Raw genomic sequence first — 13,063 nt, forward strand, 5'->3', positions numbered from 1 at the left:
CCGAAAGCAGATATATCCCCGTGGCATAGGAGTCAACGATGCTCTTGGTCCTCTGTGTCGATCTCGACGACGACCTCGGCCGCAAGACGGGACTGTCGACGCCCGTCGTCGGCCGACAGCGCGTCGAGGACGCCGCGGTGGCGCTGGCCACCGCGGACCCGGAGGACTCCGACGTGAACGTCCTCTTTCAGGGCATTCAGGTCCACGACGAACTGCTCGAATCGGAGGACGAGGAAGTCGAGGTCGCGGCGGTCACCGGGTTGGAAGGAAGCGACGTGAAGGCGAACCGCGCCATCGGCGACGAGATAGACACCGTGCTCGCGAGCCTCTCGACCGGCGAGCCCGTCCACGCCATCGTCATCACCGACGGCGCACAGGACGAGTCCGTCCTCCCGGTCATCCGCTCGCGCGTCCCCATCGACGGGGTCCGTCGGGTCGTCGTCAGGCAGGCCCAGAACCTCGAATCGATGTACTACACGATGAAGCAGGTACTCGCCGACCCCGAGACCCGCGGGACCATCCTCGTCCCGCTCGGCATCCTGCTTCTCATCTACCCCTTCGTCACCATCGCCAGCTTCTTCGACGTGCCCGGCGCGGTCGTCCTCGGTCTCATCTCGGCGTTGCTCGGGCTGTACACGCTGTTCCGCGGTCTCGGCCTCGAATCGGCCGTCGACGAGGCGGCCAACCGCGCGCGGAACGTCCTCTACGCCGGCCGCGTCACCATCATCACCTACGTCGCCGCCGCCGCGCTTCTCGTCGTCGGCGGCGTCCGCGGGGCGGAACTCCTCGAAACCGTCTCGGACAGCGTCGCGGGCGAGCCCGCGCCGGGGCTCGTCCTCGCCACGCTCGTCCACGGCGCGGTCGAGTGGTTCGCCGCCGCCGGCATCACGAGCAGTCTCGGACAGGTGACAGACGAGTACCTCCACGACCGCTTCAAGTGGCGCTACCTGAACGCGCCGTTCTACGTGCTCGCCATCGCTATCGTGCTGTACGCGCTGTCCGGCTTCTTCGTCCCCGAGGGCGTCGCCGGTGTCCGGAAGTTCTACCTCCCCGGCCTCGCCGTCGCGCTCACGGTCGGCACGCTCCTCGGCGTGCTGAGCACGCTCACGTTCGCGGTGGCCGAATCCCGGTATCCGACCGGCTCCGACGGCGAAAGCGAGCAACCGGCGTAATCGGCGTGCCCCCGCAGGCTGTTTTTTTCTTTCCGACTCCTCAGCTCTCGCGGACGATGACGAACTCCGCGAGGTCGCGGAGGTACGCAAGCGGTTCGGAGTCCTCGACGCCCGAGGCGTCGAGGGCCGAAAGCGCCTCGTCGGCCTGCCGGCGGGCCCGGCGGTTCGCTTCTTCGGGGGTCAGGTCCGTCACCTGCACGAGCGACGGCCGGCCCATCTCGGCGTCCTGCCCCGTCGGCTTGCCGAGTTCTTCCGCGTCCGCGGTGGCGTCGAGCACGTCGTCGCGAATCTGGAAGGCGACGCCGACGCGGGCCGCGTAGTCGCCGAACGCCTCGACGACGTGGGCGTCACCGCCCGCGGCGACCGCGCCGAGCTCGGCGGCGGCGCGGAACAGCGCGCCCGTCTTGCGGTGGGCGAGTTGCATGTACTCGGATTCGTTGGCGGGGACCGCGACCAGCTCGGTCGCCTCGCCCTCCCCGAGTTCGACCATCGACTCGGCGACGATGCGGGTGGCGCGGTCGGACGACGACAGGAGGGCGAACGCCTCGCCGAGCAGGCCGTCGGAGGCGATGATGGCCGGCCCGTAGCCGTACTCGGCCCACGCGCTCGGCGTGCCGCGGCGGATGTCGGACCGGTCGATGATGTCGTCGACGACGAGCGAGGCGTTGTGGACGAGTTCGACGCCGACCGCGAAATCGACGGCGTCCTCGGGGGTGCCACCGACGGCCTCGCAGGCGAGGATGGTTACGGCGGGGCGGACGCGCTTGCCCCCCGCGAGAGCGACGTGGTCGAGTTGGTCGGCGAGCTCCGACGGCTCGACCGCCGAGACGACCTCCTCGAGGCGGTCGTTTACCATCGTGACCCGGCGCTCCAGGTATTCCATTGTCGGTTCGTAGGGTTGGGTAGGGAAGTACGTACCGGATTTGGAGAAACCGAGCGCGGGAACCGTCGTTCGCGGTGGTTTCTGACCGAAAATAGAGGACGTGATTCCTGCTCTGCAGTGTTTATTTAGTGACCGCGCGCGAGGATGAGCAGTTGCGTCTCGCCGAACTGCTGTTCGACTCGTTCACCCGAACATCTGGAGCAAAAAGGGGGTTGGGTCGACCTACTGGAACTGGTCGATGAGTTCCGGCACCACATCAAAGAGGTCGCCGACGATGCCGTAGTCGGCGATGTCGAAGATGGGCGCGTCGGGGTCGGTGTTGACGGCGATGATGGTCTCTGCGCCCTTCATCCCGGCGACGTGCTGGACCGCCCCGGAGATGCCGATTGCGAGGTACACCTTCGGCGTGACGACCTTCCCGGACTGGCCGACCTGCCGGTCCTTCGGGAGCCAGCCGTTGTCGACGATGGGCCGCGACGACGACAGCGTCGCGCCGAGCGCGTCGGCGAGCTCTTCGACGAGTTCGATGTTCTCTTCTTCTTCGATGCCGCGACCGACGGAGACGAGCACGTCGGCGTCGGCGATGTCCACGTCGCCGCTTCCGACCTCCTCGAAGCCGGTCACGCGCGAGCGCACGAGAGACTCGTCGAGGTCGAACGCGAAGGGTTCGACGGCGGGCTCGCCCGGCTCCTCGGCGGCTTCCCACTCGCCGGGGCGGACGGTGACCGCGGCGCGCTCGGCGTCGACCGTGACGGTCGATTCGACTTTCGAGGCGTACATCTCGCGGGTGACGACGAGACCGCCGTCGTTCTGGAGGCCGATGGCGTCGGTCACGAGCGGGAGGTCGAGGCGCTCTGCGACCGCGGGAGCGTAATCGAGGCCGTTGACCGTGTTGCCCATGAGGACGTACGTGGGGTCGAGTTCCTCGGTGAGCGCTTCGACGGCCTGCACCGACACGTCGTGGTTGAACTCGTCGCCCTCGGCGACGGTGTGAATCGCGTCCACGCCGGCGAGCGAGAGTTCTTCGGCGAAGGCGTCTACGTCGCCGCCGATGACCGCGAGGTGGAGGTCGCCGCCGGTGTCGCCGACGAGGTCGGCCCCGGCCGTCACGAGTTCGAACGACACGTCGCGGAGGCTTCCGCGGCGGTGCTCGACGACGGCGAGCACGTCGCTCATTGCGCGCCCACCCCCTTCTCGCGGAGGACGGTCGCAAGCTCGGCGGCCTGCTCCCCGGCGTCACCCTCGAAGTAGGTCGCGTCGGACTCGGTCTCGGGCTCGTACACGTCGGTCAGGACGAGCTCTGACTCGACCGCCGCGGCGTCGAGGCCGAGGTCGGAGAGCGCGAGCGGCTTGATCTCCTTCGACTGGGCCTGTCGAATCCCGCGCAGGCTCGCGTAGCGGGGCTCGTTGATACCCGTCTGGATGGTGAGGACCGCGGGGAGGTCGACCTCGGTGAGCTCCTCCACGCCGCCTTCGAGTTCGCGGCGGAGGTTCGCCACGCCGCCCTCGGCGTCGAGGTCGAGGGCGTTCACGACCGCGGCCCACTCGAAGCCGATGGCCGAGGCGAGCGAGACGCCGGTCGCGCCGAAGCTGTCGTCGTTCGCCTGCACGCCCGTCAGGACGAGGTCGGGGTCCTCGTCCTCGACGACCGCCGAGAGCAGGCGCGTCTTCGCGCCCACGTCGAGCAGGTCCACGCCGTCGAGCGCGTCGTCCCACACGCGGACCGCGCGGTCGACCCCCTTGGCGAGCGCCATCCGAATGGTCTCTTCGGACCGCTCGGGGCCGATGGTGGCCGCGACGACCTCCACGTCGTCGTCGCTCTCCTCGGCGATCTGGACGGCTTCCTCGACCGCGTACTCGTCCCACTCGTTGAGGTCATAGTCGAGGAACTGGTCCGCCACGCGGAGTCCGTCGAGCTCGAAGTCCTCTTCGACCTCGGCTACCTCCTTGACGGTTACGAGAATTTTCATCAACGTTCACTACTGACCGGGGCAAATAAACGTTTTCGCACCGCGGTCACCGGCGGCCCCGTCGTCCGATTTCACTTCTTCTTCGCTACACCTCGTCTTCGTCCTCGTCGGGCAGTGAGATGAGGTTCTCACGGCCGAGGCGAAGCTTTTCGACGCGCCCCTCGTCGGCCATCGCCGACAGGAGCTGTGAGACCTTGGCGTCGGACCAGCCGGTCTCCTTGACGATGTTCGCCTGTTTCATCCGCCCGCCGCTCCGCTCCAAGAGGAGTTCGACCCGCTCTTCGTCCGAGAGCAGGTCGAGGTCGACGTCGTCGGGCTCTTCGGCGGGCGCGGGCTCGTCGTCGGCCGGCTCCTGTGCGGACTCCTGCGGTTCCGGCGTCGTCGTCGACGTTCCGTCGGGAGTCGCCCTGTCCGGTCCCCGCCGAGTGAACAGGACGACGCCCGCCACGAGCACCGCGAGGACGACGGCACCGCCGCCGACGAGCGTCCACGGAATGGCTCGTTCCGTGCCGGTCGAGACGTACGTGACGGTCAACTGGTCGGTCGATTCGAAGGTCCGCGGCCCCTCGACGACGACGGCGTTGTTTTCGAGCGGCAGGTTCGTGTCGCTGACGGCGTAGCCCGGCGGCGTCTGAATCGTGAGGTTCTGATTCGACCGAATCGACGTGAGCCACGTCTCGTCGTCACCGGCCGATAGCGCGTCACCGAGGCGCAGTCCCTCGTCGGTCTGTTCTAGGAAGCTGGTCCAAGTGAACGCCAACACGAGGACGCCGGTCCCGTTTTCGACGTAGCCGCTCGTCGTCGCGTTCTGAACCGTCATCGACCGGCCAGTCTGCCCGGCGGCCGTCTGACTGATGCGTCGGAACAACGCCGCGTCGGGACCGGCGTCGGCGGTCCCCTGCTCGTACTCCCGTGCGTACTCTTCGAACGCCGCGGTCTCGTTTTGGGTGTCGAGCTCGTAGCGCATCTCGACCCGCCAGTCCGCAGAGCGGTCGGCACGCAGTTGAATCGATATCTCCGTCTGCGGCGACCGGTCGAGACTCGTCTGCTGGGCGACGAGCGACGGGCGACCGAGAGCAACTACTTCCTTCGCGCCCGCGCGCGAATCGGCGTCGGAGACGGCGACGACCGTGTCCGCGCTCTGCGTGCCGGCGGCAGCCGCGCCAGTGGCGGCTACCGGCGCTGCGACGCCGGCGACGATGGTGAGGAGGGCGACGATGAGGGCGGCGCTCCGCATACGTAAATCCGTTTCATCCGGCGATGAAAACGCTTTCCATCGATTCAACAGTGTCAGACGCCGTCGAGATGCCTCCCTCGGTGTCGGCGACGGCGACCGCGCCAAGAGGGTCATTTTAGTACTGCCCCCGTGTACCCTCACGGCGATGAAAGCCCTCCCGCTCGTCGTCGTCATGGTTCTCGTGGCGTCGCCGGTGCTCGGCGCGGCCGGTCCCGCGGACGGGGCGACCCACTCGATGGCTCCTGATGAAACGGAGCTCGCACAGGTCGCGTCGCCGTCCAACGAGACGATTCACGTTCTCGACATTCCGTCGTCGGAGCTGGCTCGGTCGACAGTCGAGGCCCACCACGTCGACCTCGGCCCGTCCCTCGATTTCTCCGCGCTCGGAGCCAGCGGACAGATTCAGACGGGCGCGTCCATCGAACGCATCGAGTCCGCGACCGACGACAGCACCCGGCAACAGCTCATCCTCGACGAGCTCAACACCATCGAACAGCGGGCGATTGCGCTCCAGAGCGCACAGCGCTCCGCCATCGAGCGGTTCAACGCTGACGACATCACCGCGCGAGACCTCCTCATCGAACTCGCGCGAATCGACGCCGAGGCGCGCGCGCTCGACGAGCGGCGGGTCGCCCTCCGCGAGATCACGAGCGAGACGCCGGACTTCTCGATTAGTTCCGGGCGGCTCGCGGCGCTCGAACGCGAACTCGACACGTTCACCGGCCCCGTTCGGACCCACGCCGTCTCGGTCGTGACCGGCCAGTCCGACGCCGCGCGGTTCTCCGTGCGGACGAGCGAGACGGGGTTCGTCCTCAGCGTCGTCACCGACGGCGAGTACGTCCGCGAGGCCTACCGCGCCGACCTCCGCAACCGCGACCAGAACACGGTCTCCTACGAGGAGGCGCTCGACATCGTCGCGGAGAACTACCCGACGATCTACTCGAACCGCGCCGCGCAGAACGGGACCAACGTCATCAGTGCCGGCGACAGCCACCGGGTGCAGATCAACTACCGGGACGGGCAGTTGACCGCGTACGTCGACTCCGGAACCGGGCGAGTGTTCAAGGAGTCCCAGACGCGCCCCCTCGAATCGATTACGACCCGCGACAACGCGAGTGGAGTCAGAGACGGGCTGGCGCTCACTGTCGACCGGACCTACCCCGGTGGACCGCTTCGCATCCAGTTGAACGAAAGCGAGACGGGCGACCCGGTAGACGCGAACGTCACGATCGGACTCGAAGCCAGCCAGGAGAGCACGCTCTTGGGTCACACCGGTTCGGACGGGACTATCTGGACCGTCTCACCGTCGGCGTCTTACACCGTCACGGTCATCAGAGGTAACTCGGCGGTCGTGCTCACCACCTCGCCGACGCCCATGCCCTACGTCGGGGAAAACGCGACCGACACGGAAAACGGCACGTCCGCGACGGTCACGTCGACGCCGACCGAGTCGACCGAGTCGACCGAGTTGACCGGGTCGGCCGGTTCCGTCTCGACGGCCTCGCGGGCCGGCCCGCAAGCCCCCACCGGCGGCGGCTGACCGGAGCTTCTTATCCAATGACGGGACCACCCCCTCTCGATGCCTCGCCAGTTCCGCACCTCGACTCGCGGCTCGTCCGTGCTCCTCGGGAGCGTGCTCCTCGTCGGCCTCGTGGTCGTCGTCGCGGCCGGCGTCGGCGCGGCGGCGTTCGACGTGGCCGACTCCTCGCCGTCGCCGACGCGACCGACGGCGCTGTCGCTGTCCGTCTCGGGTGACACGCTATCGCTGGTTCACGAGGGGGGCGCGCCGCTGGACGTGGATTCGCTCGTGGTTCGAATCTCGGTCGACGGCGCGCCGCTCGCGCACCAACCGCCCGTGCCGTTCTTCTCGGCCAGCGGCTTCCGACCCGGCCCGACCGGCCCGTTCAACGCCGCCGCCGACTCACGGTGGACCGCCGGCGAGACGGCGACGCTCGAACTCGCGGGGACGAACGACCCGGACATCGTGGCGGGTGCGACGGTGACCGTTCGCGTCTTCGACGGCGACACGCCGGTCGCGGCGCTCGAAGCGACAGCGTCGTGAGTCGGCCGCGGCGAAAACGAGCGCCCGAGTCGACCTCGGTACGGTTGGGCTCTTACTCCTCCGGCACGCGCGCGATGGTCACGATGGCCCGCGGGCTACCGGGTTGACGCTGGAGGATGTGGTGTTCGATGTCGACGAAGCCGGCGGCCTCGAACATCCGGTCGGCCTCCTCCTCGTCGTAGAACAGCATGATGGCGTCCGCAAGCTTCTGGAAGACGCCGGATTTCGGGTCATCGGGGCCGACGACGAGCACCTTGTTCCCCGGTTTCACGACGCGGCGGAACTCTTCGAGCGCGGTGACCGGGTTCGGCCAGTACTCGATGGAGCCGGACGACCAGATGACGTCGAAGGCGTCGTCCGCGAAGGGGAGCCGTTCGGCGTCCCCGCGGTAGAACCGGACCTCGTCGTTCTTGCCGAACTTCTCCCACGCCTTCTGCATCTGGTGGATGCTCTGGTCGAGTCCGTGGACGTCGTCGGTGTAGCGGAGCAGTCCCTCGGTTCCGAAGCCGGTGCCACAGCCCACGTCGAGGACGCGGTCGCCCTGCTGGATGTCGAGCATCTCCAGCGCCTCGTCGCGCATCTCCTCGTTCCAGATGAACGGGTTCACCCGGTCGTACACCTTCGAGAGGTACTTGTAGAACAGGCGGGCCCGCGCTTTGTTTTCGAGGACTCCCATCGCGCCGGGGTTAGGACTCGCCGATGATAACGGTGCGGATTCGCCGCGCCGGTCGGCGTTCGAGGGGGGAAATCGCCGCGTTTCCCGAGCGTCTGTCACAGACTTTCCGCAAACACCTTATACAGCGCTTGTGCAACGTTCCTGTGATACGAGTATGCCGAGACAAGAGGTTCTCGAACGAATCAAAACGGCCGAGCAGGAGGCCGACGACATCGTTGAAGAGGCCGAGGCCAAACGTGAGGAGCTCGTCGCGGAGGCGCGTCGGAAAGCCGATGAGATTCGCTCCGAGGCCGAAGAAGAGGCCGCAGAGCTCGAATCCGAGCGTCTACAGGAGGGACGCGCGGAGATAGAGACGGAGCGGGAACGCATCCTCGAAGACGGCGAGGACGCCCGCGACGAACTGGTCGCCGAGGCGGAAGACCACATCGACGACGCGGTCGAGTTCGCCATCGGCAACTTCGAGGAGGCGGTGGATGCTCAGACCTGAGCAGATGAGCAAGGTCTCGGTGACCGGTTCCAGGGGCGTCATGCCCGAGGTCATCGAGGCCGTCCACGACCTCCGACTGATGCACGTCACCGAATACGACGGCTCGTGGCAGGAGGAGTTCGGATTCGAGACGGGGTCACCCATCGAAGGCGCCGAAAGCGCCTCCGATAAGCTCGTCACCGTTCGCTCGCTCAAGAGCATCCTCGGGGTCGAGGACACCGACTCCGGCCGACAGCGCATCGTCCCCGACGACGCGCTCGGCGAGCCCCTCGAAGCGATCCAAGCCGAGGTCAACGAACTGGACGACCGCCGCTCCGAGCTCGAAAACGAGCTCCGCGCGGTGGACGAAGAAATCGACGCGATGGAGCCGTTCGTCGACCTCGGACTCGACCTCGACCTGCTTTCGGGGTACGAGACTCTGCAGGTCGTCGTCGGACAGGGGAAGGTCGACCCCGTCGAGCGTGCCGTCGTCGACGCCGACGACATCAGCGCCTACGAGATCTTCTCGGGGGAGCGCACGCACGCCGTCTTCGGTCGACCGGTCGATGGCGCCGACGAGATGGCGCTCGCCGATGCGCTGGTCGGCGTCGAGTTCGCCACCCTCGAAGTCCCGGACGCCTCGGGAAGCCCCGAAGAGCACATCCGCGACCTCGAACAGCAGAAACGCGAAATCGAGTCGAAGCTCGAGACCGTCGAGTCCGAGCTACACGACATCTCCGTCGAGGAGGGCGAGTTCCTCCTTGCCGCCGAAGAGCGCCTCGCAATCGACGTCCAGAAGACGGAAGCACCGCTTTCGTTCGCGATGACGGAGAACGCCTTCGTCGCCGAGGGCTGGATTCCCAGCGAGCGCTACAACGCGTTTGCGGGCACGCTCAAAGACGAGGTCGGCGAGCACGTCGCCGTCGAAGAGATCGAACGCGCCGAGTTCTCGCGCGACGGGCACGACCACGCGCGCGAGGGCGTCGCAGAAAGCGGCGGTACGGCCGCCGCGACCGACGGCGGGACGGTTTCGATGGCCAACGACGACCCGCCGGTCGTCCAGAAGAACGGCGGCGCGGTCGAGCCGTTCGAACTCCTCGTTCAGGCGGTCAACCGCCCGAACTACTACGAGTTCGACCCGACCATCATCCTGTTCCTGACGTTCCCGACGTTCTTCGGGTTCATGATCGGTGACTTCGGGTACGGTGTCATCTACACCGCCATCGGCTTCTTCCTCTACTCGAAGTTCGACGACGGCGCGCTCAAGAGCATGGGTGGCGTCACCATCGCCGCGGGGCTGTTCACGACGTTGTTCGGCATCCTCTACGGCGAGATATTCGGCTTCCACCTCATCACCCAGTACTTCTGGGAAGGGATGCTCGGGCTGTCGCACCCGCCCATCGAGAAGGGACTGTCGCCGGCCACCGCTGAGTGGGCCCTCGGTTGGCTCACCGTGAGCGTCGCCGTCGGTATCATCCACGTCAACGTGGGCTACGTCTTCGACTTCTTCGAGAACTACCAGCTCCACGGTCCGAAGGACGCGGTCCTCGAAAGCGGTTCGTGGATCCTCATGCTGAACGGGCTGTGGATCTGGATCTTCAGCGACGCGCTCGGTGGCGTCCCGCCGGAGTTCCTGTTCACCACGTTCGCGGCTGACGGGCTCATCCCGCTCGGCTTCTCCGGCTTCTCGTTCGTCGTCGGCTGGGTCGGGTTCGGGCTGTACATCCTCGGCGCGGTGCTCCTCGGGATGGGCGAACTGGCCGAACTCGTCGAGTTCGCCTCCCCGCTTTCGAACGTCCTGTCGTACACGCGTCTGGGCGCGGTCCTCATCGCGAAGGCGTCGATGGCGTTCGCCGTCAACCTGCTCGTCTTCGGTGTGTTCGTCACGGGCGAAGGGGGCGAGGCGGAGTGGCACTTCGGTCTCGGCCACATGTACCACGTCGGTGACATGTACCACGGTCACGAGGTGACCGATGTCCTGTTCGGCGGCATCTTCCACTCGGGTGCCGCGGGCGTCGTGGGCGGACTGCTCGTCCTCGTCGTCGGTCACCTGGTCGTCCTCGCGCTCGGCATCACGAGCGCCGGCCTGCAGGCCGTGCGTCTCGAGTACGTCGAGTTCTTCAACAAGTTCTTCGAGGGCGGCGGCCGCGCGTACAACCCGTTCGGCTACGACCGCGAGTTCACGACCGAAGACTAATCCTCATCGCCGATTCTTTTTTGACTATTGTCCGCTCGGAGCGATTGCTTTTGCAATGACGCCGATTCCGCCGTCGTAGACAGACCGCTCCAAACGTTTTGGGAACCTTTATGATACGGCTGACGCCACATGCAGACGTTCGGAGACGACAATCCGGTACTCAGGAACACACAATGATTGAAGCAATCGAACCCCTCATGACTGCACTGCAGAGTGAAGCCGCTTCCTCGCCCGCTATCACCGCCGACGCCGCGGCGGCCCTCTCCGTCGGTATCGCCGCCTTCGCCGCGGGCTACGCGGAGCGTGGCATCGGTTCCGCCGCGATGGGTGCCATCGCGGAAGACGAGGACCTCTTCGTCAACGGGCTGGTCCTTACGGTTCTCCCCGAGACCCTCGTTATCCTCGCACTGGTCGTTGTCTTCGCGGCCTAAGCACCCCCTCTCTTTCCCATTATGAGTTTGGACAACGTCGTTGAGGACATCCGAGACGAAGCCCGCGCACGCGCAGAGGACATCAGGCAGGACGGCCAGGAACAGGCAGACGACATCGTCGCCGAGGCCGAGGCCGACGCCGAAGAGCTCCTCGAATCGCGGAAGGCGGACGTCGAGCAACAGCTCGAACGGGAGCGCGAACAGGCGCTCTCCAGCGCGAAGCTCGAAGCCAAGCAGGCTCGACTCAGCGCCCGTCGTGACGTGCTCCAGCGCGTCCGCGAGCAGGTCGAAAACGAGCTCGCCGAGCTGGAAGGCGACCGCCGCGAGGAGCTGACCCGCTCGCTCCTCGACGCGGCGTCGGTCGAGTTCGAAGACGAAGACGAGGTCTTCGTCCACGGCCGCGCCGACGACGAGGAGCTGCTTTCGAGCATCCTCGAAGACTACGACGGCTACGAGTTCGCCGGCGAGCGCGACTGCCTCGGTGGCGTCGTGGTCGAGGGCTCGAACTCGCGCGTCCGGGTGAACAACACCTTCGACTCGGTCCTCGACACAGTCTGGGAGGACAACCTGAAGGAAGTGAGTGCGCGACTGTTCGACGACCAATGAGCACTACAGGCGGCTCGAATCCCGAATACGTCATCGCTCGTGTTCGAGCGCGACGTAGTGCCCTGTTCGGCGACGAGGAGTACCGCAAACTGGTCCGCATGGGACCGGCCGAAATCGCTCGGTTCATGGAGGAATCGGAGTACGAGACCGAGGTCAACGCGCTCGGGAGCCGTTTTTCCGGCGTCGACCTCATCGAGTACGCGCTGAACCGGAATCTGGCAAAGCAGTTCAACGATATCCTCGACTGGGCAGACGGCCGCCTCTACGACCTCATCGCGCGGTACCTCCGCAAGTTCGACGCGTGGAACGTGAAGACGATTATCCGCGGCGTCTACTCCGGCGCGCCACGGGAGGAGGTCGAGTCCGACCTCATCCGTGCCGGCGAGTTCGACGACCGCCTCATCTCGCGGCTTCTCGACGCGGGCGAGATGGAGGAGGTCGTCACCGCTCTCTCCGGCACCATCTTCGGAGACGGCCTCGCGGCCGCCTACGAGGAGTACGAGGACGTCGGCGTCCTCGTCCCGCTGGAGAACGCGGTCGACCGCGCCTTCTACGAGCAGTTGCTCGACGGCCTGGTCGTCGGCGAAGAGGCAAAGCAGTACCGCGAGTTCCTCGAAGCCGAAATCGACTTCCGAAACGCCCGCAACGCGCTCCGAATCGCCCGAAGCGGTGCCGACCTCGACCCCGTCGACTACTTCATCGAGGGCGGCAAGCTGTTCCGCGCGTCGGAGCTCGCGTCGTTGGCGACCAGTCCGGACGAACTGGTGTCGAAGATTCGTGACAGCCGGTACGGCGACCGCCTCTCGACGGCCCTTTCGGACCTCGAAGAGGCTGACAGCCTCATCGGCTTCGAGCGCGCCCTCGACGCGGCGCTCTTGGAGTACGCGGACACGCTCGGTTACGTGTTCCCGCTTTCTGTCACGCCAATCGTCTCGTACATCCTCGCCAAGGAGCGCGAGGTAGACAACATCCGGGCCATCGCCCGCGGCCGCGAGGCCGGGCTGGACCCCGATGCAATAGAAGCGGAGCTGGTCATCCTATGAGCCAGGAAATCGCGGTTATCGGCAGTCCGGACTTCACCACGGGCTTTCGGCTTGCGGGCGTCCGCAAGTTCGAGAACGTCCCGGACGAAGCGAAGGACGACGAACTCGACGAGGCCGTGACGCGGACGCTGGATGACGAGGACGTCGGCATCATCGTGATGCACGAAGACGACCTCGATCACCTCTCGCGCAACGCGCGGCAGTCGGTCGAGCGAAGCATCGAGCCGACGCTCGTGACGCTCGGCGGTTCCGGCGGCGCGAGCGGCCTCCGTGACCAGATCAAGAGAGCAATCGGTATCGATCTGATGGACGAATAACCA

General features: G+C 66.4%; 14 protein-coding genes. 9 read left to right on the plus strand and 5 right to left on the minus strand.

The annotated features are described in order from the left end of the window. Nucleotides 1–38 precede the first annotated feature (38 nt). Nucleotides 39–1,172, plus strand: coding sequence for a DUF373 family protein (locus ACFQI8_RS11275; RefSeq protein ID WP_390244812.1), 1,134 nt, complete (start codon nt 39–41; stop codon nt 1,170–1,172). 40 nt (nt 1,173–1,212) lie between these two features. Here ACFQI8_RS11275 and ACFQI8_RS11280 read toward each other — a convergent pair whose 3' ends face one another. The 4 genes from ACFQI8_RS11280 to ACFQI8_RS11295 form a co-directional block, all read right to left on the minus strand. Next, nucleotides 1,213–2,055: a polyprenyl synthetase family protein gene (locus tag ACFQI8_RS11280; protein WP_390244814.1), complete on the minus strand. Its 843-nt coding sequence runs from the start codon at nt 2,053–2,055 to the stop codon at nt 1,213–1,215. A gap of 222 nt (nt 2,056–2,277) precedes the next feature. Continuing rightward, nucleotides 2,278–3,231, minus strand: a complete 954-nt coding sequence (locus ACFQI8_RS11285; protein WP_390244817.1) for an electron transfer flavoprotein subunit alpha/FixB family protein — start codon at nt 3,229–3,231, stop codon at nt 2,278–2,280. Next, nucleotides 3,228–4,025 (minus strand): electron transfer flavoprotein subunit beta/FixA family protein, encoded by a 798-nt coding sequence (locus ACFQI8_RS11290; RefSeq protein WP_390244819.1) that lies wholly within the window; start codon nt 4,023–4,025, stop codon nt 3,228–3,230. Before ACFQI8_RS11290 ends, ACFQI8_RS11285 begins: the two co-directional genes overlap by 4 nt. 85 nt (nt 4,026–4,110) lie before the next feature. Beyond that, nucleotides 4,111–5,262 carry a helix-turn-helix transcriptional regulator gene (locus ACFQI8_RS11295; protein WP_390244821.1) on the minus strand — a complete coding sequence of 384 codons (1,152 nt, stop codon included), beginning with the start codon at nt 5,260–5,262 and terminating at the stop codon, nt 4,111–4,113. Nucleotides 5,263–5,407: 145 nt separating this feature from the next. Here ACFQI8_RS11295 and ACFQI8_RS11300 point away from each other — a divergent pair, with 145 nt between their 5' ends. Then, nucleotides 5,408–6,802, plus strand: a complete 1,395-nt coding sequence (locus ACFQI8_RS11300; protein WP_390244823.1) for a DUF7094 domain-containing protein — start codon at nt 5,408–5,410, stop codon at nt 6,800–6,802. Nucleotides 6,803–6,841: 39 nt separating this feature from the next. Continuing rightward, nucleotides 6,842–7,324, plus strand: a complete 483-nt coding sequence (locus ACFQI8_RS11305) for a type IV pilin domain-containing protein (protein WP_390244825.1) — start codon at nt 6,842–6,844, stop codon at nt 7,322–7,324. Nucleotides 7,325–7,376: 52 nt separating this feature from the next. Here the strand turns inward: ACFQI8_RS11305 and ACFQI8_RS11310 are convergent, their stop codons facing one another. After that, complete coding sequence (locus ACFQI8_RS11310) at nt 7,377–8,000, minus strand: methyltransferase domain-containing protein (protein WP_004969020.1); 624 nt, start codon at nt 7,998–8,000, stop codon at nt 7,377–7,379. A gap of 154 nt (nt 8,001–8,154) precedes the next feature. Here ACFQI8_RS11310 and ahaH point away from each other — a divergent pair, with 154 nt between their 5' ends. From ahaH to ACFQI8_RS11340, 6 genes are all read left to right on the plus strand, one after another. Continuing rightward, nucleotides 8,155–8,487 carry an ATP synthase archaeal subunit H gene (ahaH, locus tag ACFQI8_RS11315; protein ID WP_390244827.1) on the plus strand — a complete coding sequence of 111 codons (333 nt, stop codon included), beginning with the start codon at nt 8,155–8,157 and terminating at the stop codon, nt 8,485–8,487. 4 nt (nt 8,488–8,491) lie between these two features. Continuing rightward, entirely contained in the window at nt 8,492–10,663 is a 2,172-nt protein-coding gene (locus tag ACFQI8_RS11320; RefSeq protein ID WP_390244829.1) for a V-type ATP synthase subunit I, read from the plus strand. A gap of 173 nt (nt 10,664–10,836) precedes the next feature. After that, entirely contained in the window at nt 10,837–11,094 is a 258-nt protein-coding gene (locus tag ACFQI8_RS11325; protein ID WP_007275011.1) for a F0F1 ATP synthase subunit C, read from the plus strand. A gap of 21 nt (nt 11,095–11,115) precedes the next feature. Continuing rightward, entirely contained in the window at nt 11,116–11,700 is a 585-nt protein-coding gene (locus ACFQI8_RS11330) for a V-type ATP synthase subunit E (protein WP_390244831.1), read from the plus strand. Then, a complete protein-coding gene (locus ACFQI8_RS11335; RefSeq protein ID WP_390244833.1) occupies nt 11,697–12,743 on the plus strand; it encodes a V-type ATP synthase subunit C in 1,047 nt (348 codons plus the stop codon). Before ACFQI8_RS11330 ends, ACFQI8_RS11335 begins: the two co-directional genes overlap by 4 nt. Beyond that, entirely contained in the window at nt 12,740–13,060 is a 321-nt protein-coding gene (locus ACFQI8_RS11340) for a V-type ATP synthase subunit F (protein ID WP_390244835.1), read from the plus strand. Before ACFQI8_RS11335 ends, ACFQI8_RS11340 begins: the two co-directional genes overlap by 4 nt. Nucleotides 13,061–13,063 lie beyond the last annotated feature (3 nt).

Origin of the sequence: Haloferax chudinovii (assembly GCF_042663345.1) — an archaeon.
Lineage (GTDB): Archaea > Halobacteriota > Halobacteria > Halobacteriales > Haloferacaceae > Haloferax > Haloferax chudinovii.